The 24,691-nt window shown below is 70.4% G+C and carries 24 protein-coding genes, 1 tRNA gene and 1 riboswitch; of the genes, 18 read left to right on the forward strand and 7 right to left on the reverse strand.

What is annotated here, in order from left to right; translation table 11 throughout:
- Nucleotides 1-180 precede the first annotated feature (180 nt).
- The 6 genes from ACZ5CW_RS04125 to ACZ5CW_RS04150 all read left to right on the forward strand — a co-directional run bounded on the left by ACZ5CW_RS04125 (nt 181) and on the right by ACZ5CW_RS04150 (nt 6,330).
- Nucleotides 181-1,299: a hypothetical protein gene (locus tag ACZ5CW_RS04125; RefSeq protein WP_468598156.1), complete on the forward strand. Its 1,119-nt coding sequence runs from the start codon at nt 181-183 to the stop codon at nt 1,297-1,299.
- Nucleotides 1,300-1,580: 281 nt separating this feature from the next.
- Nucleotides 1,581-3,215, forward strand: a complete 1,635-nt coding sequence (locus ACZ5CW_RS04130) for a M48 family metalloprotease (protein WP_468598158.1) — start codon at nt 1,581-1,583, stop codon at nt 3,213-3,215.
- A 155-nt stretch (nt 3,216-3,370) separates the two neighbouring features.
- Nucleotides 3,371-4,462: a hypothetical protein gene (locus ACZ5CW_RS04135; protein ID WP_468598159.1), complete on the forward strand. Its 1,092-nt coding sequence runs from the start codon at nt 3,371-3,373 to the stop codon at nt 4,460-4,462.
- 87 nt (nt 4,463-4,549) lie between these two features.
- The gene (gene msrA, locus ACZ5CW_RS04140; RefSeq protein WP_468598160.1) at nt 4,550-5,215 is read left to right on the forward strand and encodes a peptide-methionine (S)-S-oxide reductase MsrA; all 666 of its coding nucleotides are present in this window, start codon (nt 4,550-4,552) and stop codon (nt 5,213-5,215) included.
- Between the two features lie 9 nt (nt 5,216-5,224).
- Nucleotides 5,225-5,923 carry a hypothetical protein gene (locus tag ACZ5CW_RS04145; RefSeq protein ID WP_468598162.1) on the forward strand — a complete coding sequence of 233 codons (699 nt, stop codon included), beginning with the start codon at nt 5,225-5,227 and terminating at the stop codon, nt 5,921-5,923.
- A gap of 86 nt (nt 5,924-6,009) precedes the next feature.
- Complete coding sequence (locus ACZ5CW_RS04150) at nt 6,010-6,330, forward strand: GYD domain-containing protein (RefSeq protein ID WP_468598163.1); 321 nt, start codon at nt 6,010-6,012, stop codon at nt 6,328-6,330.
- A 56-nt stretch (nt 6,331-6,386) separates the two neighbouring features.
- Here the strand turns inward: ACZ5CW_RS04150 and ACZ5CW_RS04155 are convergent, their stop codons facing one another.
- Entirely contained in the window at nt 6,387-7,205 is an 819-nt protein-coding gene (locus tag ACZ5CW_RS04155) for a class E sortase (protein WP_468598164.1), read from the reverse strand.
- Between the two features lie 247 nt (nt 7,206-7,452).
- Here ACZ5CW_RS04155 and ACZ5CW_RS04160 point away from each other — a divergent pair, with 247 nt between their 5' ends.
- The 5 genes from ACZ5CW_RS04160 (at nt 7,453) to ACZ5CW_RS04180 (ending at nt 14,377) form a co-directional block, all read left to right on the forward strand.
- Nucleotides 7,453-8,928 (forward strand): glycoside hydrolase, encoded by a 1,476-nt coding sequence (locus tag ACZ5CW_RS04160; RefSeq protein ID WP_468598166.1) that lies wholly within the window; start codon nt 7,453-7,455, stop codon nt 8,926-8,928.
- 71 nt (nt 8,929-8,999) lie between these two features.
- Nucleotides 9,000-10,031: a hypothetical protein gene (locus ACZ5CW_RS04165; protein WP_468598167.1), complete on the forward strand. Its 1,032-nt coding sequence runs from the start codon at nt 9,000-9,002 to the stop codon at nt 10,029-10,031.
- 263 nt (nt 10,032-10,294) lie between these two features.
- Nucleotides 10,295-13,441 carry a DEAD/DEAH box helicase gene (locus ACZ5CW_RS04170; RefSeq protein WP_468598168.1) on the forward strand — a complete coding sequence of 1,049 codons (3,147 nt, stop codon included), beginning with the start codon at nt 10,295-10,297 and terminating at the stop codon, nt 13,439-13,441.
- A 131-nt stretch (nt 13,442-13,572) separates the two neighbouring features.
- Nucleotides 13,573-14,115: an MOSC domain-containing protein gene (locus ACZ5CW_RS04175; RefSeq protein WP_468598170.1), complete on the forward strand. Its 543-nt coding sequence runs from the start codon at nt 13,573-13,575 to the stop codon at nt 14,113-14,115.
- A 28-nt stretch (nt 14,116-14,143) separates the two neighbouring features.
- Nucleotides 14,144-14,377 (forward strand): hypothetical protein, encoded by a 234-nt coding sequence (locus ACZ5CW_RS04180; RefSeq protein WP_468598171.1) that lies wholly within the window; start codon nt 14,144-14,146, stop codon nt 14,375-14,377.
- A gap of 65 nt (nt 14,378-14,442) precedes the next feature.
- Here the strand turns inward: ACZ5CW_RS04180 and ACZ5CW_RS04185 are convergent, their stop codons facing one another.
- Entirely contained in the window at nt 14,443-14,946 is a 504-nt protein-coding gene (locus tag ACZ5CW_RS04185; RefSeq protein ID WP_468598172.1) for a DUF2267 domain-containing protein, read from the reverse strand.
- 243 nt (nt 14,947-15,189) lie between these two features.
- Here ACZ5CW_RS04185 and ACZ5CW_RS04190 point away from each other — a divergent pair, with 243 nt between their 5' ends.
- Nucleotides 15,190-15,492, forward strand: a complete 303-nt coding sequence (locus ACZ5CW_RS04190) for a hypothetical protein (protein WP_468598174.1) — start codon at nt 15,190-15,192, stop codon at nt 15,490-15,492.
- 82 nt (nt 15,493-15,574) lie between these two features.
- Here the strand turns inward: ACZ5CW_RS04190 and ACZ5CW_RS04195 are convergent, their stop codons facing one another.
- Entirely contained in the window at nt 15,575-16,531 is a 957-nt protein-coding gene (locus ACZ5CW_RS04195; RefSeq protein ID WP_468598176.1) for a GlxA family transcriptional regulator, read from the reverse strand.
- Between the two features lie 154 nt (nt 16,532-16,685).
- On the opposite strand from ACZ5CW_RS04195, the gene ACZ5CW_RS04200 reads away from it, so the two are divergent.
- Complete coding sequence (locus tag ACZ5CW_RS04200; protein ID WP_468598178.1) at nt 16,686-17,153, forward strand: hypothetical protein; 468 nt, start codon at nt 16,686-16,688, stop codon at nt 17,151-17,153.
- Between the two features lie 346 nt (nt 17,154-17,499).
- Here ACZ5CW_RS04200 and ACZ5CW_RS04205 read toward each other — a convergent pair whose 3' ends face one another.
- Both ACZ5CW_RS04205 and ACZ5CW_RS04210 read right to left on the reverse strand, forming a co-directional pair.
- Nucleotides 17,500-19,095, reverse strand: coding sequence for an MFS transporter (locus ACZ5CW_RS04205; RefSeq protein WP_468598179.1), 1,596 nt, complete (start codon nt 19,093-19,095; stop codon nt 17,500-17,502).
- A 61-nt stretch (nt 19,096-19,156) separates the two neighbouring features.
- Nucleotides 19,157-20,515 carry a DUF445 domain-containing protein gene (locus tag ACZ5CW_RS04210; protein ID WP_468598181.1) on the reverse strand — a complete coding sequence of 453 codons (1,359 nt, stop codon included), beginning with the start codon at nt 20,513-20,515 and terminating at the stop codon, nt 19,157-19,159.
- Between the two features lie 166 nt (nt 20,516-20,681).
- Here ACZ5CW_RS04210 and ACZ5CW_RS04215 point away from each other — a divergent pair, with 166 nt between their 5' ends.
- Entirely contained in the window at nt 20,682-22,016 is a 1,335-nt protein-coding gene (locus tag ACZ5CW_RS04215) for an SGNH/GDSL hydrolase family protein (RefSeq protein WP_468598182.1), read from the forward strand.
- A 77-nt stretch (nt 22,017-22,093) separates the two neighbouring features.
- On the forward strand, nt 22,094-22,696 hold the full coding sequence (gene rdgB, locus ACZ5CW_RS04220) for an RdgB/HAM1 family non-canonical purine NTP pyrophosphatase (protein ID WP_468598184.1): 603 nt from the start codon (nt 22,094-22,096) through the stop codon (nt 22,694-22,696).
- 18 nt (nt 22,697-22,714) lie between these two features.
- Here rdgB and ACZ5CW_RS04225 read toward each other — a convergent pair.
- Together ACZ5CW_RS04225 and bcp are read right to left on the reverse strand one after the other, a co-directional pair.
- Nucleotides 22,715-22,801 (reverse strand) — tRNA-Leu (locus ACZ5CW_RS04225).
- A 39-nt stretch (nt 22,802-22,840) separates the two neighbouring features.
- Nucleotides 22,841-23,308 carry a thioredoxin-dependent thiol peroxidase gene (gene bcp, locus ACZ5CW_RS04230; protein WP_468598186.1) on the reverse strand — a complete coding sequence of 156 codons (468 nt, stop codon included), beginning with the start codon at nt 23,306-23,308 and terminating at the stop codon, nt 22,841-22,843.
- Between the two features lie 93 nt (nt 23,309-23,401).
- Between bcp and ACZ5CW_RS04235 the strand changes: the two genes are divergently transcribed.
- The 3 genes from ACZ5CW_RS04235 (at nt 23,402) to ACZ5CW_RS04245 (ending at nt 24,677) form a co-directional block, all read left to right on the forward strand.
- The gene (locus ACZ5CW_RS04235) at nt 23,402-23,731 is read left to right on the forward strand and encodes a DUF3618 domain-containing protein (RefSeq protein WP_468598188.1); all 330 of its coding nucleotides are present in this window, start codon (nt 23,402-23,404) and stop codon (nt 23,729-23,731) included.
- 113 nt (nt 23,732-23,844) lie between these two features.
- Nucleotides 23,845-24,147, forward strand: coding sequence for a GroES family chaperonin (locus ACZ5CW_RS04240; protein WP_468598401.1), 303 nt, complete (start codon nt 23,845-23,847; stop codon nt 24,145-24,147).
- A gap of 104 nt (nt 24,148-24,251) precedes the next feature.
- A riboswitch (guanidine-III (ykkC-III) riboswitch) is annotated at nt 24,252-24,319 on the forward strand.
- A gap of 37 nt (nt 24,320-24,356) precedes the next feature.
- Entirely contained in the window at nt 24,357-24,677 is a 321-nt protein-coding gene (locus ACZ5CW_RS04245; protein WP_468598190.1) for a DMT family transporter, read from the forward strand.
- The last annotated feature ends 14 nt before the right edge of the window (nt 24,678-24,691 follow it).

A 24,691-nucleotide genomic window follows, 5' to 3' on the forward strand; every position in this document is an offset into this window, starting at 1 on the left:
CCGAGCGTAGTGCGCCTGGCCGGATGCTGACGCCTGCTGTGCTCGGGCAGCACTGGCCGAAGGGTTTTCCCTAGGCCTCGTCGAGGCTTGGCCCCCCTCTTGACATGATCATGCTCGGAGTTTTCCACAGGTCCGCGGCGAGGTTGGCCAATTGTCGGCGACGTCTGGTTCGCTTGGGGCATGGCGATTCTCTGGCTGCTGATGGCACTGCTCCTGATGAGCTTCGCCCTGCTCGCGGTCATGCGGCGCAGGCGCGGACCGATCGAGCGGGTTTCCCCGGGTCACCCCGACGCCGCCGACCCGGCGGACTACGGCTTCGCGCGCCAGGAGGAGCTGGACGTGCGCATGCCCGGCCCGGACCAGGACCTGCTGGACGTCCTGGAGCTGGTGCAGCGCACCCGGGACTATCGGGCCGCCGCCCAGCTGCTGGCCGGCACCGATGCCGAGGACGAGCAGCGCTGGCAGCGGGTGCAGGCCTTCGCGGGAGCCGCCGCGCTGGAGTTGCAGCAGCGGCCCGGCGGGGTGCACGAGACGCCGGGCGGCCAGTGGCTGCGGGTGTGGCGGGCCGAGCAGCCCAAGGACGCGGGGGGCGCCGCCGTCCACGCGGAGTTCCTGGTGCAGCAGGCCTGGCGTACGTCGACACCGGGCACGGACGACTTCCGGATCATCATGGAGGAGGCCCGGGACGCCTGCGCACAGGCGGCGCTGCTGGCCCCCGGCGACCCGGTGCCGTACATCATCGAGCTGTCCATCGCCCGTGGACTCGCCTATCCGCAGACCGAGTTCGAGCAGCTGTGGATGAAGATCCTCGACCGCGCCCCGCACCACATGGGCGCGCATCTGGCCGCGCTGCACTACTGGTGCGAGAAGTGGCACGGCTCGCGCGAGCAGGCGTACTCCTTCGCCGAGGCAGCGGCGGCCCGCGCCCCGCAGGGCTCGCTGCTCGCCGCGCTGCCGCTCTTCGCGGTCTTCGAGCACCTCCCGGAGGTGAACCTGGTCTCGGGCCTGTACCGGAGCGAGGTGGTCACCAAGGCGATGCACGGCGCGCTGCACGCGGTGCACGCGGCCCGCCCCGACGACCCGACGCTCGCGCACGTCCGCCACCTGCTGATCTTCTTCCTGGTCCGCGCCGAGCGCTGGGCCGAGGCCATGCACCAGCTGATACACGTCGACGGTCACGTGGGCGCGCTGCCCTGGACGCTGTCCGCCGATCCGGCCGCCGAGTTCGCCGTCTACCGCGCGCTGGCCGTGGCCGGCTACGAGGCCAACGGCGGCAGCCCGGCAAACCTGCCCGGCTGACCGGCCACCCCGGCCACCCGGCCCCTTCCCACCGCTTCCCGCCCCTTCCCACCGCTTCCCGGCGCCCCATGCCCCCCAACGGCCCCCGCCGGTATCGACATTGCCCTCCTGACCTGCGGTAGGGCATACTCCGGCATCCCCCCACACCGCGCCACACGCACCGCACGCACCGGTCGGCCACCGGCCCCGTGCCCCGCCCAGTCCTGCCCGGCCCTTCTCTTGTCCTGTCTCACGTCCAGTTTCATGTGCTGTTCTCGAGGTCCTGTGGGGGGATCTGCCCGATGGGCGCAACTCTGCGCGCGCTGCGTGCTCTCGTGCTGCTGCTCGGCTTCTATCTGCTGAGCCTCGTCCTGCTCGCGGCGCTGATCGGTCTCGACGTCGCCGTGTTCTCCTCGGGGCACGGCCCGATCGCCGCGAAGATCACGTTCGTCTCGGTACTGCTGGCCATCCCCGTCGTACGCGGCATGTTCATGCTCCGCACACCGAGGGGTGAGGACGGCCCCGGAGTGCCCGTCACCGAGACCGACGAGCCCCGGCTGTGGGCCCTGGTCCGGGAACTGGCGGCGGCGGCCGGCACCCGCGCCCCCGACCGGATCGTGCTCACCGGCGAGGTCAACGCGGCCGTCAGCGAGGAGCCGCGACTGCTCGGCCTGCTCCCCGGCCCGCGCCGCCTCTCCCTCGGCGTCCCCCTGCTGACCGGCCTGACCGAGGCACAGCTGAGGGCCGTACTCGCCCACGAGTACGGGCACTTCACCGGCGGCGACACGCGGCTGTCCGCGCTCGTCGTGCGCGGACGCGTGCAGATCGGCAGGGTCATCGGCCAGTTCCACGCCAGGGCGAACGCCAAGGTGGCCACCGACCGGGCCCGCCAGGAGGAGGCCGCGGCCAAACGGGTCGCCAAGGGCAAGAAGGCCAAGGAGATCGACACGTCCGGTGTCGGGGCGACGTACCGGATGATGGCGGCGATCTACACCGCGTACGGCAAGCTGTACCTGCGCGCCTCGCTCTCCACGGCGCGCGGCCAGGAGTACGCCGCCGACCTGTCAGCCGCCCGGATCGCCGGACGGGACGCGACCGCCTCCGCACTGCGCGAGATCCCGGTCCTGGCCTCTTGCCACGACTTCTACCTCGACTCCTACGCGACCCTGGGCCTGTCCGCCCGGCTGCTGCCGCCGCGCGGCGAGTTCTTCGGCGGCTTCGACCGGCTGCTGGCGGCCCGTGAACCGGAACTGGTGAAGCTCCGTGCGGAGCTGCCGGAGGAGCCGGCCTCGCCGTACGACTCCCACCCGCCGATGGCCGAGCGCGTGCGCCGGATCGAGGCGCTGCCCGCCGACGGGCGCACCGACGAGTCCAAGGGCGCGGCGCTGGTCCTGCTCACCGATCCGGAGCGGACGCTGGCCGTGCTGGAGGACGCCGTCCTGGCCGACGAAGTACTCGCCTTCCCGCGTGCCGCCGGGTGGGAGGAGCTGCTGGACGCCTCGATGGCCGCGGGCCTGTCCGCCGCGCACACCCCGCTGCACCGCGCGCTGGCCGCCTACACCGGGCAGCCGCCGACGCTGCCGGCGCTGCTCGACGTCATCGACGACGGCCGGCTGTGGCGGCTGGCGGAGCAGCTGCCCCTGTCGGAGGAGGCGGCGGCCGCGAAGGGCAGGGCCTTCCGCGAGTTCGTACGGCCGGTGCTGCGCAGATCGCTGCGGACCATGGTGCTGGCCGAGTTCAGCGCCCGTTCGCTGCTGCACTGGGAGTTCTCCTGGTCCCGGCCGGCCGTCGTGCGGCTGCCCGGCTGGGGCTCGCAGACCACGCCGGACGACGGCCCCGAGGCCGCCCTGGACGCGGCGATGGACGCGGCACTCGCCGACCACCCCGAGACCGCGGCCCTGCGGGCCCAGTTGCCCCCGGCGACCCAGTACGCCTGACCGGCGCTCCTCCCCTGCCCGCCGACCGACCAGCCGCCCGCCCTCCCCGCCCACCCCGGCCGCCACCCTCACTCATCGCGGCCACCCACCCTCGCTCATCCCGGCCGCCGCCCGCCCCTTCCCCCGGCCGCCCCCGACGAACGGACCGACCCCCGATGACCGTCCTCCTCTGGATCCTGGCCGTCCTGGCCGTGCCCACGCTGATCTTCGTGCTGTGGCTGGCCGGGGTGTTCCTCAAGGAGTTCTTCTCCCCGAGCCCCGACGACGACGCGGTGGCGGCAGAGGCGGCCGAGAAGCTCGGCCTGCTGCCCGCCGAGCGCCAGAACACCGACTACGCGGCGCCCCTGCCGGCGGACTGGGCCGCAGCGGTCACCGCCGTGCGGGGCGGCGACTGGAAGCCCGCCGCGGCGCTGCTCGGGTCCATCGGCCGGGACTGGGAGCGCCGGTCGGCGGTCGCCTATCTGCTGGCCGAACGCGCGGCGGAGGAGGACGAGTGGCTGCTGGCCTGGGAGGCGGCACGGCCCGACGACCCGGACGCGGCGGTGGTCCGGGCGCGCAGCACGGTGATCCTGGCCTGGCAGCTGCGGGGCGCCCAGCAGGCCGAGCACACGACACGGGAGCAGTTCGCGGGCTTCCACCGCACGCTGGCGTCGGCCCGCAAGGAGATCGAGCGGGCGGCGGCGCTGAACCCCGACGACCCGACCCCCTACATAGCGGAGATCTGGGTGGCGCTCGGGCTCGGTCACCCGAACGCCGAGATGGACAAGCTGTGGGCGGAGATCACCAGCCGGGCTCCGCACCATTACGAGGCGCATTTCTCGGCGCTGCAGTACTGGTGCGCGAAGTGGCGGGGCTCCGAACGGCTGGCGTTCGAGTTCGCCGAGCGGGCGGCGGCCGAGGCGCCGCTGGGCAGCCTGCTGACGGCGCTGCCGCTCATCGCGCACTTCGAGCACGACGACTCCGAGGACACGGCGGCCGACAACACTCCGGAGATGCTGGCCCGGGTCGAGGCGGCCCTGGCGGACACGACGGCGGCCGACCCGAGGCACCCGCGGTTGCCGGAACTGCGCCACCTGCTGGCGTTCTACCTCCATCTGCAGGACCGCAACGAGGCGGCGCTGGAGCAGTTCAAGCTGGTCGACGGCCATGTGGACGCTCTTCCGTGGCGCTACCGGGGCAAGGGGATGGCCGCGTACTACTGCCAGGTCCGCGACACGGTGGCCCACATGGTGACGTCGCAGGCCTGACCGGAATTCGACTGCCCCGCCCGGGCGTTGTGGAGGGTGCCGGCCCCATGAGGCCGGCATCCGCCCCCGACCGACAGTGAGGGACCCATGCTCTTCGGCCGCTCTCCCCGGCTGCCCACTCCCGAGCAGGCGCTCAAGGGCCGCGACGCACCCGCCTTCGAGGTCCCCGAGCGCCACACCGTCCTGGGCACCCCCCTGCTCGGCCCCTATCCCGAGGGCCTGGAGGTCGCCGACTTCGGCCTGGGCTGCTTCTGGGGCGCGGAACGCACGTTCTGGCGACTGCCGGCGGGCGTGTACACGACCCTGGTCGGCTACCAGGGCGGCTACACGGAGAACCCCACGTACGAGGAGGTCTGCTCGGGCCTGACCGGCCACACGGAGGCCGTCCGCGTGGTCTACGACCCGAAGGTGATCTCCTACGACCGCCTGCTGAAGACGTTCTGGGAGTCCCACGACCCGACCCAGGGCTTCCGCCAGGGCAACGACGTGGGCACCCAGTACCGCTCGGCGATCCACACCCACACCCCGGAGCAGGCGGCCACGGCCGAGGCCTCCCGCGCCTCGTACCAGAAGGCCCTGACCTACACCGGTCACGGCACGATCACCACGGAGATCCTCCCGGCCGCCGGCCGCCCCTTCTACCCGGCCGAGGCGTACCACCAGCAGTACCTCGACAAGAACCCGGCGGGCTACTGCGGCCTGGGCGGCACCGGGGTCTCCTGCCCGGTCGGCGTCGCCAGGGCCGAGGGCTGAGGTCGCCGGGTGGGCTTCAGAACCTACGCGCGCCGGGTGCGCGACGAGCGGTTGCCACTCGCCCGACGGCACACCGCCCTCAGGTGTGCCGTCGGGCACTACGGACCGCTCGGCTTCAACGCGACCTGGGCCTACCTCGCCGCGACGGCACGCCCGTCCCCTGATCTCCGCAGGGACCCGGCGGCCCTGCTGCGCGCGCTGGAGACTCTGGAGGCCAGCCGAGCGGTCCGGCTCGACGAGGTCGACGCCTTCGCCGCGCGACGGCACGCGGAGAAGGCGGCCGGCCGGCGAACCCCCCGCCGCATCGACACGACGCGGCCGGCAGGACCTCGCTGGCCCAGCGAAACGGCACCCTCTCGCCTGGGACTCGTCGCCGCCGTCGCGAACCGCCATACGGCGTTCCGCCGCCTCCCCTTCCCGGACGAGAGCCTGTACCGCGACAGCCAGGCACAGCGACTGACCGACCTGCACGCCCGCCTCGACAACTGCGCCACCGCTTACCTCACGGCCCTCGGCCGCGTGGACGCCCCGACGCGGGACGCCCTGGCCGAGGTGATCCGCGACATCGAGCGCCTCGTCCGTCCGGGCTGGGCGCCCCTCAACGGTGATCTGCTCCTGTGGCTGCGCTTCGCCGGCCTCGTCGCGTACGCCGCGGCGGCCCCGCCCGGCCATGGAGCACCGCCACCGGCAGTGGCTTCCAACGGGTGAATCCGGCCGTTCGGTACGTGGCGGACGCTGCGACACCGGGAAACCCATTCGGCATACCGGACAACCGACGGGCAGGGAGCGCCCCCATGCCGAAGTTCCTCATCCAGGCCACCTACACGCCCGAGGGCACGAAGGGCCTGATCAGCGAAGGCGCGAGTGGCCGTCGCGCCGCCGTCGACCAGGTCGTCACCGGCCTCGGCGGGACGGTCGAGGCCATGTACTTCGCCTTCGGGGAGGACGACATCGTGCTCATCGTCGACTTCCCCGACCCGGTCTCCATGGCCGCCGTCAGCCTCACCGTCAAGGCCAGCGGTGCCCTGCACACCCGGGCCACTCCCCTCCTCACGCTGCAGGACATCGACGAGGCGGCCCGCCGGCAGGTGGCCTTCCGCGCCCCCGGACAGTAGGCCGGGAGCGGGCGTCCGGGCCGCCCGCACGCCACCTCGCCCGCGTGTCCCCCAAGTCACCGCGGCCACACGGAGACGAGCCTCCCCCACACCACCATCCGATACCGCGAGGTGAATTCAGGGGTGCAGGTGGTCAGGGTGAGGTAGTAGCCCGGCTCGTCGTACCCGTGGCCGGGCCGGGCGAGGGAGCGCGGGACGGGCCGCAGGACGCCCGAGTCCGTCGCCGAGGTCTGCGGCAGCACCTTGTCGACGTCGTACGTGTACGTCGCCGACCGCGTCTCCACCTCGATGTCGTCCCCCGGCCGCAGCCGAGGCAGGTACCGGAAGGGCTCCCCGTGCGTGTTCCGATGCCCCGCGAGCGCGAAGTTCCCGGCCTGGCCCGGCTGCTGAGTGCCGCGGTAATGCCCCACGTACCCCTTGTTGAGTACGTCCGCCTTGCTCACGCCCTCGGCGACGGGGACACGGAGGTCCAGCCGGGGGATGGTGAGCACGGCGTACGCCTGGGACCGCCGGGGCAGCGCCGCGAGGGTGTACGACCGCCGGTGCGACGGTGCTCCTGGGGTGGCCGCGGGAGCGGGGGCCGTACTCGAACCGGCGCCGGTATCCGCGCCGGTGTCCGTATCCGCGTCCGGGTCGACGCCGGTGCCGCTGTCGGCGGGGCCGCTGCCCCACTCCCGCTCCAGGACCTCCACCTTCCGTTCGGCCCCGCGCCGCGCCTCCCGGTTGGTCCACCACAGCTGGTGCACGACCAGCAGCATGAGCAGCACTCCCAGGGTGACGAGTGCCTCGCCCCCGCTCCACAGCGCCCGCCGTCGCCGTGCACGTCTGCGCCGGTCGCCGTGCCCCACGACCCGTACGCCCGACGAAGCCCGCATCCGCACCCACCTCCACCGGAGCCGGACGCAAGATAGGCGCACTGCCCTCAACTGACCATAGCCACAAGGGTTCGACGAGTCCGCCCGGCTTCCTCAACGGGTTAGAGAAAGGACTGTCACAACCCTCGACAACCCCATCCGCCACCCCCGATGCTTCCTGCTGTCGACATGCCGGGGGGGAACCGAGCCGGCACCGCTCCAGGGACGCGGTGCCGAAGCCTGAGTCGCACGGAGAGGCAGAGAAGCCATGATCCGACGCAGAACCCTGCTCGCCGCCGCGGGTGGCGGCCTTCTCGGCAGCGCCCTGGCCACGGGCACCGCCCGAGCCGACGCCACGATCGCCGTCAACCCGTCGGCCGACTACGGCACTTGGGAGGGCTGGGGCACGTCCCTGGCCTGGTGGGCGAACGTCTTCGGCGGGCGGGACGACTTCGCCGACATCTTCTTCACCACGAAGACGACGACGTACAGCGGTACACCACTACCCGGCCTGGGCCTGAACATCGCCCGCTACAACCTGGGCGCGTGCAGCTGGAACAGCGTGAACGGCGAGACGATGGCCGTCTCCCCCGACATCCCCGCGTTCAAGCAGATCGAGGGCTACTGGCAGGACTGGACGAACGAGGACCCGGCCTCCTCGTCCTGGAAATGGACGGCGGACGCGACCCAGCGCGCGATGCTCCTGAAGGCGAGCCGGCGCGGCGCGACCACGGAACTGTTCGCCAACTCCCCGATGTGGTGGATGTGCCTCAACCACAACCCCTCCGGAGCGGTCGCCGGCGGCAACAACCTCCAGCCCTGGAACCACCGCCAGCACGCCTCCCACCTCGCCTCGGTCGCGCTGTACGCGAAACAGAACTGGGGCGTGGACTTCGCGACGGTGGAGGCGTTCAACGAGCCTTCCTCGTCCTGGTGGACGGCGACGGGCACCCAGGAGGGCTGCCACATCGACGCGAGCGTCCAGTCGGCCGTACTCCCGTACCTGCGCGGCGAGTTGGACAAGCGCGGCCTGACCGGCACGAAGATCTCCGCCTCGGACGAAACGAGCTACGACCTGGCCCGCACCACCTGGAACTCCTTCTCCCCGACGACCAAGGGCTACGTCGACCGGGTCAACGTCCACGGCTACCAGGGCGCCGGCGGCCGTCGCGACCTCCTGTACACGGACGTGGTGACGACGTCCGGCAAGGCCCTGTGGAACTCGGAGACCGGCGACAGCGACGCCACGGGCCTGACCCTGGCCAGCAACCTCCTCTACGACTTCCGCTGGCTGCATCCCACGGCGTGGGCCTACTGGCAGGTGATGGACCCGAGCGCGGGCTGGGCCACGATCGCGTACGACCCGGCCACTCTCCACCCGGGAGCAGTCCAGACCAAGTACTACGTAATGGCACAATTCACCCGTCATATCCGCCCCGGCATGACGATCCTGGACACCGGCGTGAGCTATGCGGTGGCAGCACTGGACAGAACGGCGAAACGCCTGGTGCTGGTCGCCGCGAACACGGCCACCTCCCCCCAGACCCTGACCTTCGACCTCTCCCGCTTCCCCTCCGTGACCGGCGGCCCGGGCGGCCTGGTCCCCCGCTGGAACACGGTCACGGCAGGCGGCCCGGAGCGCTACACCCCCCACACGGACACGTACCTCTCCGGGAAGTCCCTGTCGGTGCCCTTCGCCCCCAAGTCGGTCCAGACGCTGCAGGTGGACGGTGTGACGCTGTAGGCGATCACACCGGGAAGCAGATGACCAGCGCTTACTCCCTCCTGTCAGCGCTCGGCAGTACGGTGTCCCCCATGCGCCCCGACACGCCTGCCGAGAACGTCGACCACACCGCCGAAGCGGCACGCCTGGAGCGGACCGCCGGACTGTATCCCGAGGACGCCGAGGCCCTGCTCCTGCGCGCAGCGGCCCACCTGGAACTGTCCGGCGACCGCCCCGCGGCCACCGCGCTCTACGACCGTCTGCTGTCGTCCGCCGAGCGACTGGACAACCCTCCCCTGATCCGCGCCCTGAAGGCGTCGAACCTGTGGGAGTACGGCCACGAGGCGGAGGCACGGGCGATCATCGAGGGCATCCGCACGTCCGCCCCGCGGGACCCGGCCCCTTGGGTGATCGTGGCCGAGGCCCTGGAGGCCCACGACGAACTGGAGGCGGCGGCGGAGACGTTCACGGAAGCGGCGCGCCTGCTGCTGAGAGACGGGACGGAACCCCTTCCCGCCACCCACCCTCTCCTCTACGGCCGCCACCGCGTCCGCCGCATGCAGGGCCTCCCGCACGACGACTGGGACACCCTGGCCGACACCCTCCACGCGGCCACGTCCGTGTCGGCGTCCTCGGTCTCCCTGGACGACCTCCACGACCCGAAACGCGTGTGGTCCCTGGGCTCGGAGAACCCGGCGGAACTCGAGGCGGAGATCACCCGCCTCCGAGCCGAACTGGGCGCGTACCGGGAGGCCCTCTCCCGCCCCTTCCCCGTCGCCGTCCTCCACTGGCCGGCCCCCGAACTGGCGGAACTGGTGTCGGCGTACCCGGCCCTGTCCACGGAGTACCCCTCCCACGAGGAACACCTGGCGACCATAGAGTCCTCCCTCCGCGAACTCTCCTCCTCCGGCACCCCCAACCTCGGCATCGTCACCGGCACCGTCCCGTCCTACGAGGCCTTCGCCGCCTCGGAGGGCACGCCACCGGCAGACGCGACCCTCCTCCCCCAGTACGCGACGACCCTGGCGGCCCGGGGACGCGCGGTGGCTTGGCCGCCGCAGCGGGGGGTGGAGTGCTGGTGTGAGTCCGGTACGGAATATGGCGGGTGCCACGGGAGCGCCTGACGGGTCACCCCGGAGCCTCACGCTCGCACATTTCAACCCTGCCCAGCCGGACAGTTACCAGCTGGGTTCTTGACGCTTCCCGACTCCCTGCGAAGGGCGTGCCCACGCACATTGGCCTCGGGCTGTCCTGCGCGGGGCCATCCATAGCGTCTGATCCCTTGGTGCCACCGTCGAACGTCGGTGGCTGCTGCTAGAACAGATCTCAGACGGCGCGCGAATGATCGTGCCCGAGGTCCATGAGGGGTTAGGGGGCGGGGGCGGTCATGACGGAACCTGAGGGCTTGTCGAAGCCGGTCGCGGGTGCCTACGAGAAGTTGATCACCCGCGAAGTGCGCGATGAGATCGTCCGCTTCGAGGCCGCCGGCTGGAAGGCTATCGACTCGGAGGTCAGTCAGGAGTCCGCTCCTCATGTGCTTGCTCACTATGTCGGTGAGGTGCTTCGGAGAAAGCTGAGCCGGCTTTCAGCGGATGATCGGGTCACGGTCACAAATCGCGTGCTCCAAGCACTGGCCGTCCACGCACCTGACATGAGTGAGCCTGAACCAGTCAGCACTCTCGTCGAAGGTCCGCGGCAACTTCTGGCACTGGCACAACCGGAGGCTCCGGGTGCATACGCCCTACGCCCCCTCACCCCCCTGTCCGAGACCTCCCTCATCACCAACTCCCCTGACGACGTCAGTCTCGGTGCCGAACTCAGGGCGGAACTTGCCACCGCTGACCGCATAGACCTGCTCTGCGCATTCGTCAAGTGGTACGGCATCCGGGTCCTGGAGGACTCCTTGCGCGCCGCGCACGAGCGAGGGGTTCAGATCCGTGTCATCACGACGACCTACATAGGGGCCACCGACCGCCACGCGCTGGACCGCCTCGTCCGTGACTTCGGCGCACAGGTGAAGGTCAACTACGAGATTCGTTCCACTCGGCTGCACGCGAAGGCCTGGCTCTTCAGGCGGAACACTGGTTTCGACACGGCGTATGTCGGCAGCTCCAACCTTTCAAAGGCCGCCCTCCTTGACGGCCTGGAGTGGAACGTGCGGCTCTCGTCCGTCGCCACACCAGCTGTGCTGGACAAGTTCGAGGCGACGTTCGACGCGTACTGGAATGACTCAGCCTTCGAGAACTACGACCCCGATCAGCATGGCGAGCGTCTCGATGCTGCCTTGGCTCAGGCGAACGGTGGTACCTCCACCACCGACCTGAAGATCAACCTCTCCGGCCTGGAGGTTCGACCCTTCCCATACCAGCAGGACATGCTCGAACGACTCCGTGTGGAACGCGAGATCCGTGGGCGTGACCACAACCTGCTTGTGGCGGCAACAGGGACCGGAAAGACCGTCATGGCGGCCCTGGACTACCGAAACCTCAGCAAGCAGCTGGGAAGCAGTCGTCCGAGACTGCTGTTCGTCGCCCACCGCAAGGAAATCCTGAAGCAATCGCTGCGCACTTACCAGGAGGTGCTCAACGACGCCGACTTTGGAGAGCTACTCTATGGCGGTGAGGACCCGAGGGCCTGGAGTCACGTCTTCGCCAGCGTCCAGTCACTGAACCTGCCGCGGCTGGAACAACTGGCCCCGGATCACTTCGACATCATCGTCATAGACGAGTTCCATCACGCTACGGCCACGACCTACCGCCGGGTCATAGACCACTTCAAGCCGAAACAGCTCCTTGGACTGACCGCCACTCCTGAGCGCATGGATGGCCTCAATGTGCAGGATGAGTTCTTCGACGGACGGATCGCCGCCGAGATGCGGCTATGGGAAGCCCTAGAGAACGATCTGCTGTGTCCTTTCCATTACTTCGGGGTTCCCGACGGCAGCGACCTTACGAACCTCGCCTGGCAGAAGGGGACTTATGCGCCCCAGGACCTCGACAACCTCTACACAGGCAACCAGGCCCGAGCACGCATCGTTCTCAAGCAGATACGCGACAAGATCTCTCACCCAGGAGCCATGCGCGCCCTGGGCTTCTGCGTGACCCAAGCACATGCGCACTTCATGGCCGATTTCTTCCGTAAGGCCGGCTTCCAGGCAGTCGCCCTGGACAGCGGCTCTCCTGCCGTTGTCCGGTCCCAGGCACTCTCTGACCTGCGTGAGGGCAGGATCCAGGTGATCTTCTCCGTGGACCTCTTCAACGAGGGCCTCGACGTCCCAGACGTCGACACGCTACTCCTGCTGCGCCCCACCAACAGCGCCACCGTCTTCCTCCAGCAACTGGGGCGGGGACTTCGCCGAACCGAGACGAAGCCGGTGCTCACTGTTCTTGACTTCATCGGACAGCATCGAGCTGAGTTCCGCTTCGAAGAGCAGTTCCGCGCCCTGACCAATCTCTCCAGGAACCGGCTTGTCGATCACATGGACCGCGATTTCCCGGTCCTTCCCTCTGGCTGCCAGATCATCTTGGAGGGAAAGGCCAAGGAACTCGTCCTCAACAACATTCGCACTCAACTGAACGCGAACGTGAGGACTCTGGTCAGCGAGGCTAAGGCCTACGACACCCCGCTCATCGCAGACTACCTGCGCGAGAGCCGGCGAGAGATCAAGGAGTTGTACAAGAGCGACAACTCGTGGACAACCGTCCTCCGCAGGGCCGGCTTCCTCAAGGACCCGGTTCCCACCGGAGAACCGGCCCTCCTCAAGCGGGTACACGCCTTCCTCCATGTCGACGACACCGATCGCGCGAACGCGTACCTCCGTCTGCTCGACGATGACGCGCCGCCCTATGAAGCCCTGGTGGCGTCCGACCAGTTGTATGCCCGCATGCTCTTCTTCAACCTGTGGGACAACGCGGGAGGCTTCGCGAGCTACCAGGAAGGTCTTGAGTCACTGCGAACGCAACGCGCCGTCCGCAATGAGCTACGGCAGGTGTTGTCGCACGCCATCGACCAGGCAGACCACTTCCCGATTTCGTTGACGGGAAGCCACGGCGCCATCCCTTTGAAGATCCACTGCTCCTACAACCGCTCCGAAATTCTGGCAGCCCTCGGCGTTGCCCGCTTTGGCGGACAGATGCCTAGGACCTTCGCGCAAGGCGTTCAGTGGGTCGACGATATCCAAACGGACGCGCTCCTGATCACCCTTGAGAAGAACGAGAAGGACTTTTCACCATCGGTGCGATTCAAAGACTACGCCCTGAGTCCGACGCTCATTCACTGGGAGTCGCAGAACTCGACCGCCGCGAACTCTCCCACGGGTCTTCGCTACCAGCAGAGGTCACAACGGGGCAGCCAGGTGCTACTGTTCATGCGCCGCTATAAAAATAGCGATATCGGCAAATCACAGCCGTGGATGCTCTTGGGCCCTGCTACCTACATGGAGCACACCGGCAGCAAACCGATGGCCATCACCTGGCAGTTGCACCACGAACTGCCTGCTGACGTGTGGACATATGCGGCCATCAGCCCTAGCTAGTCGAGAGCGCCAGGTCGGCCTCGCGTATGGCCGACCTGGCTAATCAATAAGCAGATGAGACAACGAAGTGACAGTGGCTGATGACTTTCGCCAACAGTTTTCAGCACACAGGAAAGTAAAGTGGGTCGGGTATGAAGGCGACGGTCACGGCGGTCAGCAGTAACGGGGAGTACTCCTTCACCAAGCCCACCCGGGAGTGCATCACCCTGCTGGCCGGGCTCGGGGTGGAGGGGGACGTGCATGCCGGGGTGACCGTCAAGCATCGGTTTCGGGTGAGGCAGGATCCGACTCAGCCGAATCTGCGGCAGGTGCACCTCATTCATGAGGAGCTGTTCGAGGAGGTCGCGGGTGCCGGGTTCCGGGTGGGGCCCGGGGAACTCGGCGAGAACATCACCACCCGCGGGATCGATCTGCTCGGGCTGCCCACGGGGGCACGACTGCGGATCGGGGACGAGGCCGTCGTAGAGGTGACCGGGCTGCGCAATCCCTGCGCGCAGATCGACGACTTTCGGCAGGGGTTGCTGAAGCAGGTCGTGGGGCGCGGTGAAGACGGTCGTGTCAGCTACAGGAGCGGGGTCATGAGTGTGGTTCTGGTGGGGGGTGTGGTGCGGCCCGGCGATGTGATCCGGGTCGAGCTTCCCGCGGGGCCTCATCGGGCCCTCGAGCGCGTCTGAGAGTGAGCGTCCCAAGGAGGGAACGGTCGTGGGTGCGCTCGTCTACTTCGAGAAGGAGGCCGAACAGCCGGGAGGCGTTCTCTACTCCTTCGGTCCGGACCCGGCTCAGATGCGGCGCCGGCTCCGGCTGGACACGGTGACCCGGTCCGCGGAGCCGGTCGACGGTGCCGTCGACCACCTGTTCCTCAAAGCCTCCCGGAAGATCAACTCCCTGTACGAGGCGCGGGGTAGCTGGCCGGAGCGCGGCATGAGTGCCAGTTGACCGCGCGCCGCAGGGCGTTGTGCGGCGCGCGGTGCCATGGGGGGCGCAGTGCTCGGGCGTCGGTTCTAGGCCGCCGGTGCCAGGTCCGCGCGGCCGAACAGGAGGGCGTAGCCCGGCGGGAGTTGGCCCAGGATGCGGGTCGTCAGCGGCTCGCCGAGCTGTTCCGACAGCACGCCCAGGACCGAGCCGACGTCCCAGCGGGCCGTCGCGGGGGTCGCGCCCTCGACGCGTGTCGCCACCGACTCGACGAACTCGCGCGCCGTCAGGGGGTGGGTCGCCGGGATCTGCGACGCGATCACCCCGCCCGCCTCTCGCGGCAGGGCCTGTGCGAGGGCCACCCGTTCCTCGCCGATCACATGGCCGCCCAGGGCCGAGAGGACGATGCGGGTGACGCGTTCCGCCTCCGCCCTCGTCGTGTACTGCCCCGCCTCGCGTACCGCTTCCGTGAGCTCCAGCCAGCCGGCGTCCTCGGCCACGTCAGGGGCGGCAGGACACGGCGACGGGGACAGGGGTGGGGACACGGACAGGGCGGGAACGGTCGCTCTCGGCTCTGGGGTCGTCACGGTCATCGCGCTTGCTCCTCCTCCGGACACATCGGGACACCGGAAGCCCGATACCCCGTAATGCAGCTGCCATGAGGTGGAGTTCGGCCAACGTGCGGCATGTGGCTCCTGCGGCATCCGCTGCCCCGGAGCCACTGGACAGCCGCCGGGAACTTGACAAGCCTCGACTCAGGTTGGCTTTGCGCCCATATCTGCGCGTTAGCCTCTGACCAGACCTCGGGGCTGGTACGGGACACACAGGAGGCAGTCATGGCCAGGGTTCCCAGCGCGGTCGTCGCCGCGACCGGGCTCGTCGGTGGTTACGGCGTCGCCCGCTGGACGAAGAAGCGGCAGCTCGGCGGGGTCGTCCTGGCCGTCGCCGGGGCCGCCGCGGCGCAGCAGTGGCGCACGCAGGCGGGCGGTAAGGCCGCGGGCGCGCTGACCGCCGCCTACGTCGCCGCGTTCGCCGGGTCCCATCCGCTGGCGAAGAAGGTCGGCGCCTGGCCGTCCGTCCTCGGCGTCGCCGGAGCCGTCGCCCTGGCCTCCTGGGCCGTCGCCGACCGGCACGCCTGACCCGGCGGCCCGCTCTCCGTCTTCGCCCGCACGCGAGAGCTGACCGGGTCCACCGTCTGCGCCGCCGGCCGCGCCCACTCCCCTACGCCGCCTTCTCCCCGGCCCGGAACGCCCTCCGGTAGGCCTGTGGGCTGGTACCGACCACTCTCCGGAAGCGCTCCCGGAAGGCCGTGGGCGAGCCGAAACCGGCCTGTACGGCGATGCGCTCGACCGGGTGGGAGGTGGTCTCCAGCAGGTACTGGGCCCGCCGCACCCGTGCCCGGTGCAGCCACTGCAGCGGTGTCGTACCCGTCTGCTCGCGGAAGCGGCGGTTGAGGGTGCGGGTGCTCATGCCCGCCCGGGCCGCGATCTCGTCCAGCGTCAGATCGCGGTCGCAGTGGTCCTCCAGCCAGTGCAGCACGGGTTCCAGGGTGGCGCCGGCCGGGGCCGGGGGCAGGTCGTGGACGATGAACTGGGCCTGCCCGCCCTCCCGTTCCAGCGGCATCACCGACATCCGGGCGGCGTGCGCGGCGACCGCCGAGCCGAAGTCCTTGCGGATCATGTGCAGGCACATGTCCATCGCCGCGGCGGCGCCCGCCGAGGTGAGGAACTGGCCGTTGTCGACGTAGAGGACGTTCGGGTCGACGGTCACCTTCGGGTGGCGCTCGGCCAGGTCCGGGGCCGCGATCCAGTGGGTCGTCGCGCGCAGGCCGTCCAGCAGGCCCGTCGCCGCGAAGAGGAACGCGCCGACGCAGATCGAGGCGATGCGCGTGCCGTTCGCCGCCGCCGCGCGCAGGGCCTCCGCGACACCGGGCGGCAACACCCGCGGCGGTTCCGCGACCCCCGGCAGGATGATCGTGTCGGCCTCGGCGAGCGCGTCGAGGCCGTAGGGCGCCCGTACCGTGAAGGCGCCCGCGCTCACCTCCTCCCGCACCGAACACACCCGCACCCGGTACGGCACCCGGCCGTCGGGCAGCCGCGCCCAGCCGAAGGTGTCGATGGGGGCGGAGAGGTCGAACGGGACGACCCCGTCCAGCGCCAGTACGGCCACGGTGTGCATGGCGGGATCGTAGGCCTTCGACGGATGCTCGCCGGCGGCCACCCCTCGGGGAAGCGGCAGCTCACACCGCTTGAGAGCCGGCTGGCGAGAATCCGTTGAACCCTGGCACTCCCGCCACTTCTGCGCGATCTCCCCGCCCCCTACCGTCACCGCCGTGACCAAGTTCCTCCTCGCCGTCCACGTCATCGCCGCGATCGTCGCCGTCGGGCCCGTCACCGTCGCCGCGAGCATGTTCCCGCCCGTCGCGCGCCGGGCCCTCGCCGCGCCCGGCGAACCCGACCACCGGGACGACCCCGGCGACTCCGGGACGCTCCAGTTGCTGCACCGGATCTGCCGGGTGTACGCCGTCGTCGGCGTCGTCGTCCCGGTCTTCGGGTTCGCCACCGCGAGCCGGATGGGCGTGCTCGGCAGCGCCTGGCTGATCGTGTCCATCGCGCTGACGGCCCTCGCCGCCGTCGTCCTGGCCGCGCTGGTGCTGCCGGGCCAGGCCGCGTTCGTGGAGGGCGGCGGTACGGTCCGGCAGACCGCGCGGCTCGCGATGTTCACCGGGCTGTTCAACCTGCTGTGGGCCACCGTGACGGTCCTGATGATCGTCCGGCCGGGCTCCACGACCGGCGCCTGACGGCCATGCCCCGCACCGCCGCCCGACACCGCCCCGCCCGACGTCACGGCCTCGCCGGCGGCCGCCCAGCACCGCCCCACCTGACGGTCACGGCCCGCACCGCCGCCCGACCCCGCACCGCCTGGCGTCACGGCCTCGCCAGCCGCCGCCCGACACCGCACAGCCTGCCGGTCAGGCTCGCACCGCCGCCCCATCTGACGTCATGGCCTGCTGACCGCCACCCAGCACGGCCCCACCTGACGGCCATGCCCCGCACCGCCACCCGGCACCGCCCCACCTGACGGCCATGCCCCGCACGGCCCCCGGCACCGGCACCGGCACCAGCACCAGCACCAGCACCGACCGGCTACGGCCTGCTAGCCGCCGGCGGTACCGGTGGCGGCGGCCCCTGGGGGCCTGCGCCCGTACCCGTACCCGCACCCGCTCCCCGCTTGCGGCCGGACGGCACGGCGGTCTTCGTCGCCGCCCTGGCCCGGCTCGCCGCCGCCGTCAGCGGGCGGGCGATGTCCTCCAGGGAGCGGCGCTCGGCCCGTACCGCGAGAACCGCCGCGACCAGACCCGCAGCGCACATCAGAGCCGCGCCGATCGAGAAGGCGAGGACCGTGTCCCCGACCTTGCCCGTGCCCGTGAGGTCGGCGAACAGCAGCGGGCCGCTGATGCCACCGGCCGCGGTGCCGAGGGCGTAGAAGAAGGCGATGGACATCGCCCGCGTCTCCATCGGGAAGATCTCCGACACCGTGAGGTAGGCGCTGGAGGCGCCCGCGGAGGCGAAGAAGAGGACCGCGCACCAGCAGGCGGTCAGCGTGCCCGCGCTGAGCGAACCGCGGTCGAACAACCAGGCGGTGCCGAAGAGGAGAAGGCCGGACAGCAGGTACGTCGAGGAGATCATCACCCGGCGGCCGACCGTGTCGAACAGCTTGCCGAGCAGCAGCGGACCGCAGAAGTTGCCGACCGCGATCACCGCGAAGTAGTAGCCGGTGTGGTCGGACGGCACGTCGAAGAACGTGGTCAGGATCGCGCCGAAGCCGAAGGTGATCGCGTTGTACAGGAACGCCTGGCCGATGAAGAGGGAGAAACCGAGCACTGCGCGCTTGCGGTAGCGGCCGAAGACCGTGCGGGCGATCTCCATGAAGGTCACGCTCCGGCGCTGGTGGATCTCCAGCTCGCCCTCCGGCTCGGGCAGCGGTGCGCCCTTCTCCGCCTCGATCCGCCGCTCGATGCCGGAGACGATCTCCTCCGCCTCCCCGTCGCGGCCGTGGATCAGCAGCCAGCGCGGGCTTTCCGGCACGTGCCGTCGTACGAGCAGGATGACCAGGGCGAGTACCGCGCCCAGGGCGAAGGTCAGGCGCCAGCCGATGTTCGCGGCCAGCAGGCCGGTGTCGAGCGCGACGATCGACAGCAGCGAACCGCCGACCGCGCCCAGCCAGAAGCTCCCGTTGATGATCAGGTCCACCCGGCCGCGGTAGTCCGCGGGGATCAGCTCGTCGATGGCGGAGTTGATCGCGGCGTACTCACCGCCGATGCCGAAGCCGGTCAGGAAGCGGAACAGGAAGAACCACCAGGCTTCCCAGGACACGGCCGTCAGGGCGGTCGCCGCCAGGTACACCGCCAGGGTGATCATGAACAGCTTCTTGCGGCCGAAACGGTCCGTCAGCCGGCCCCAGAACAGCGCTCCGGAGCAGGCGCCCGCGACGTACAGGGCGGCGGCGACTCCGGTGACCTGGCCGGAGGAGATCGACAGGCCGCTGCCCGGCTCGGACAGCCGGCCGGCGATGTTGCCGACGACCGTGACCTCCAGGCCGTCGAGGATCCATACGGTGCCGAGCCCGATCACGATCGTCCAGTGCCAGCGGGACCAGGGAAGTCGGTCGAGCCGGGCGGGGATGGTGGTCGTGATGGTCCGGCCGGTCTGCGGCGACGGTGCTTCGGCTGCTGTGCTCATGGGCTCCCTCCTCGTCGAAGGACGGGCTGTCGGGTGCCCTGGCCTCGCCGGAACAGTCCGGTCAGGCGCCCAGCCCCCGCGACACCACGTAGATCAGCAGCCCCGCCAGAGATCCCACCACCGTGCCGTTGATCCGGATGAACTGCAGGTCGCGGCCGATGTGCGCCTCGATCTTGCGCGTCGTGTGCTCGGCGTCCCAGCCCGCCACCGTGTCGGTGATCAGGGACGTGATCTCCTTGCGGTACGTCGTCACCACGTGCACCGCCGCGCCCTCCACCCAGCTGTCGACCTTGTCCTGCACCTTCGGCTCGGTCGCCATCCGGGCGCCCAGGGACAGCAGCGCGGCCCGCAGCCGCTGCCGCAGCTCGCTGCGCTCGTCCTCCGCGGCCGCCACGATCATGGACCGTACGGCCGTCCAGGCGGACGCGATCAGGTCCTGCACCTCGCCGCGGCCCAGCACCTCGCCCTTGAGCCGCTCCACCCGCGCCCGTGTCTCCGTGTCGGACTGCAGGTCGGAGGCGAAGTCGGTGAGGAACCGGTCCAACGCCCCGCGTGCCGGATGGGAGGGCATGTCCCGCATCTCGGTGACGAACCGCAGCAGCTCCTTGTAGACCCGCTCGCCGACCTTCTTGTCGACGAACCGCGGGGTCCAGTTGGGCGCGCCGCCCTCGACGGCGACCATGACGTCACCGCGGTGCAGCACCAGCCAGTCGTGCGCGCGGGCCACCACCAGGTCCACGACCCGCTTGTGCCCGCCGTCGGCGACGACCTTCTCCAGCATCTTGCCGATGCCCGGCCCGATCTCCTGCGCGTTGGCACGCCGCGTGATCGCCTCGCCGACGACCGCCTGCACATCGGAGTCCCGCAGGACCGCCAGCGCGCCCCGCAGCGCGGTCGCCAGCTCCGTGGTGACCCGGTCCGCGTGCTCCGGCTCCGCCAGCCAGGCGCCGAGCCGGCTGGCGATGCCGACCGCGCGCAGCCGCTGCCGTACGACGTCCTCGGACAGGAAGTTCTCCCCGACGAACTCGCCCAGCGAGATGCCCAGCTGGTCCTTCTTGGTGGGGATGATCGCGGTGTGCGGGATGGGCAGCCCCAGCGGGTGCCGGAAGAGCGCCGTGACCGCGAACCAGTCCGCGAGCGCGCCCACCATGCCCGCCTCGGCGGCCGCGGCCACATAGCCCGCCCACGCCCCGGCGCCCTCGTGGGCGGCCAGCTCGGCCAGGACGTAGACCACCGCCACGAACAGCAGCAGCCCGGTCGCCGTGAGCTTCATGCGCCGCACACCGGCCCGGCGCTCCTCGTCCGCCGGGGTGAAGGCCGTCATGGTCCGGTACGACGTCGCGCGCGCCGGTGCCGCCGTCCCCGGTGTTCCCGTCTCGGTAGGTTCCATCAGCTCCACCCGTTCGGTGATCCCGCACACAATTGTCCCTTCCTGACCGACTCCCGGAACGGAACAGGAGTTCCCGGCGTCTGTCAGAAAGGGGGTTTTGGGCAGGGCCCTGTCAGGCCTCCCCAGCCCATGACGCATCATGGGCTCATCGGATCGGAGCCTCGGGCTCCCATCTCCCGAGGAGAACGACACCAGCGTGACCAAGCGTCATGGTTATGCGGTGCTGGGCGCGCTCGCCGCCCTCGTCATCGCACTGTCCGCCGTCATATACGTCACCGTGGCGGCCGACGACGGCACCCACCGCAGCACCCTCAGCGACAACCGCCCGCCCCACGACTCCTCCGCCGCCCCCGCCTCCACCGGCACCTGGGTCGGCTCCTGGGCCACCGCCCCCGTCGGCGGCGAGCCGGGCACCGAGGCCGACGGCCTGGCGGGCCGCTCGGTCCGCAACGTCGTCCACGCGGGTACCGGCGGTACGAGTGCCCGGATCACGCTGTCCAATCTCTACGGCCAGTCACCGCTCGCCCTGACGCACGCCTCCCTCGCCCTCTCGGCGGGCGACGGCACCGCCGCGGCCGACGCCACCACCATGCGGCGCCTCACCTTCGACGGCAGCGCCGGCGTCGTCATCCCCGCGGGCGGACAGGTCGTCAGCGACGCCGTACGCGTGGTCGTTCCGCGCGGCAGCGACGTGCTGGTCACCACCTACTCCCCCACCCCGTCCGGCCCGGTCACCTACCACCCGCGCGCCCGGCAGGTCTCCTACGTCGCCGTCGGCGACCGCACCGAGGACTCCACCGGCACCCCGTACACCCAACAGACCCTGTACTGGCGCTATCTGACGGCCCTGGACGTCCTCAGCAACGAGGCGGACGGCACCGTGGTCGCCTTCGGCGACTCCCTCACCGACGGCGTCACCTCCACCGTCGGCGCCAACCGGCGCTGGCCGGACGTCCTCGCCGGCCGGCTGCGCGGCGCGCTGGAGAGCGGGCAGCGGCTGCCGCGCTACAGCGTCGTGAACGAGGGCATCAGCGGCAACCAGGTCCTCGCCGACGGCCTCGGCCGGCCCGCCGAGAACCAGAGCGGCCTCGACCGCTTCGGCCGCGACGCGCTCTCCCGCACCAACGTCAAGGTCGTCGTCATCGACCTCGGCATCAACGACATCCTGCGCAACCCCACGCTCGCCGACCCGAACCGCATAACCGACGGCCTGCGCACGCTCGTCCGCCAGGCCCACGCCCGCGGCCTGAAGGCCGTCGGGGCCACCCTGATGCCCTTCGAGGGCCACCGCGGCTACACCTCGGCCCGGGAGGCGGTACGGCAGCAGGTCAACGCGCAGATCCGGGCCGGCCGCGTGTACGACGCGGTCGTCGACTTCGACAAGGCCCTCCGCGACCCCTACGCCCCTCGCCGGCTGCGTCCCGAGTACGACTCGGGCGACCATCTGCACCCCAGCGACCTCGGCTTCGCCAAGATGGCCGGGTCCCTGGACCTGACGACCCTCGAGGGCGCGGGCCAGGCACAGCTGTAGCCGGGGCCGGGCCGGGATCGGCCGGGAGCGGGGCGGGCGGCGGACGCCGGGGCCCGGCGGCCAGGAATACTGGCCGCATGACCCGCTTGATCCTCGCCACCCGCAACGCCGGAAAGATCACCGAACTGAGGGCGATCCTCGCCGAAGCAGGCCTGCCGCACGAGCTGATCGGTGCCGACGCCTACCCCGACGTCCCCGACGTCAGGGAAACCGGCGTCACCTTCGCCGAGAACGCCCTGCTCAAGGCGCACGCGCTCGCCCAGGCGACGGGCCTCCCGGCGGTCGCCGACGACTCCGGTCTCTGCGTCGACGTCCTGAACGGCGCTCCCGGCATCTTCTCCGCCCGCTGGGCCGGCCGCCACGGCGACGACCAGGCCAACCTGGACCTCCTCCTCGCCCAGCTCTCCGACATCGCGGACGAGCACCGCGGCGCCCACTTCGCCTGCGCGGCCGCCCTGGCTCTGCCCGACGGCACGGAACGGGTCGTCGAGGGCCGGCTGCCGGGCCTCCTGCGGCACGCCCCCGCGGGCACGAACGGCTTCGGATACGACCCGGTCCTCCAGCCGGAGGGCGAAACCCGCACGTGCGCCGAGATGGCCCCGGCGGAGAAGAACGCGATCAGCCACCGGGGCAAGGCGTTCCGGGCGCTGGTACCGGTGGTGCGGGAACTGCTCGGCTGAACGCCGGCAGGTGAACTCTGGTGCGGCCGGAGGGACTCGAACCCTCACGGGAGTTACCCCACTGGGACCTAAACCCAGCGTGACTGCCAATTCCACCACGGCCGCCCGATGCTGCCCGGCCATGCTAGCGGCCGGGCAGCGGGTTCAGATGCCCAGGTCCTTGATGATCTTGGCTACGTGGCCCGTCGCGCGGACGTTGTACAGGGCGCGTTCGACCTTGCCCTGCTCGTCCACGACGATCGTGGAGCGGATGACGCCCAGGTACGTCTTGCCGTAGTTCTTCTTCTCGCCGTACGCGCCGTACGCCTCGGTGACCTTCTTGTCCGGGTCGGCCAGCAGCGTCACCTTCAGGGACTCCTTCTCGCGGAACTTCGCGAGTTTCTCCGGCTCGTCCGGGGAGATACCGATGACGTCGTAGCCGGCGCCCGCCAGGACCTCCAGGTTGTCCGTGAAGTCGCACGCCTGCTTGGTGCAGCCCGGAGTCAGGGCGGCGGGGTAGAAGTAGACGATGACCTTGCGGCCCTTGTGGTCCGTAAGGGAGACCTCGGTGCCGTCGGCGTCGGGGAGGGTGAAGGCGGGGGCCACGTCCCCCGGCTGGAGTCGCTCGCTCATCGGGCCAGCGTAACCGGGGGCCCTTGCGATGCGGCGCGGCGATGAGCTGACAGACTGTTCGGGACAGCATCAGGAGACTTCGGAGGCCGTACGGTGGCGGACACGTCGGACACCAGAACCCCGGCGCAGATCGAGGCGGACATCAAGCGCCGCCGTGAAGTGCTGGCCGAGACGCTCGACGAGATCGGGATGCGGGTGCACCCCAGGACGATCGTCGGCGACGCGAAGGCCAAGGTGATCGCGCAGGTCGATCACACCGTCGGACGGGCGTACGTACAGGCCAACCGGGCGGTGACCGACGTACGGGCACGGTTCGTGGACGAGGAGGGGGCGCCCCGGCTGGAGCGGATCGTGCCGGTCGCGCTCGTCGTCGTGGGCGTCGTGGGACTGCTCGCGCTCGGGTCCCGGCGGCGCAAGGGCTGAACCGGGCGGCGACCCGGACACGTACAGGCGGGGCGAAGGCAGGTAGGTTCAAGGGTGTGAGCGCCAACAGAAACGAGCACAGCAGCCCTCATCACGACAAGCTGCCCATCCGGATGCTGCACGACCGTGTTCTGGTCAAGCAGGAGACCGGTGAGGGTGAGCGTCGGTCGGGCGGGGGCATCCTGATTCCCGCCACCGCGGCGGTCGGGCGGCGGCTGGCGTGGGCCGAGGTCGTCGCGGTCGGCCAGAACGTACGGACCGTGGAGACGGGCGACCGTGTCCTGTTCGACCCGGAGGACCGGGCCGAGGTCGAGGTGCGGGGCGTGGCGTACGTGCTCATGCGCGAGCGTGATCTACACGCGGTCGCCGCGGACCGTTTCGAGGGGTCGCAGGACTCCACGGGGCTGTATCTCTGACCCCGTTCCGGGACCTCCGCCTGATCTTCGACCTTTCCCCGCTCCACCTCTGATTCGACGCCGAAGAGGGCCGGTGACCACCGTCACCGGCCCTCTTCGGCGCTTTGTTGCTATGTTCGAAAGGAACCCGACGAGACGCGCCGTACCGGGTCGAAGGCAAAGACGACGCACCGGAAGAAGAGTCGCCGTTCGTCTCGGAGGTGCCTGTCATGGCCTGGGTTCTGCTCGTCGTCGCCGGTCTGCTGGAAGTCGGCTGGTCGATCGGGATGAAGTACAGCGCGGGTTTCACCCGGCTGGTCCCGAGTCTGTTCACCGGTGCCGGCATCGTCGCGAGCATGGTGCTGCTGTCGTACGCCGCGAAGTCCCTGCCCATCGGTACCGCCTACGGCGTGTGGGTGGGCATCGGGGCGGCCGGTGCGGCGGTGCTCGGCATGGTGGTGCTGGGTGAGCCGGTCACCGCCGCCCGGGTCTTCTTCGTGTGTCTGCTGCTGATCGCCGTGGTGGGGCTGAAGGCGACCAGCGGTCACTGAGGTCGCACGGCCGC

It is taken from the genome of Streptomyces sp. NPDC031379 (genome assembly GCF_055569615.1).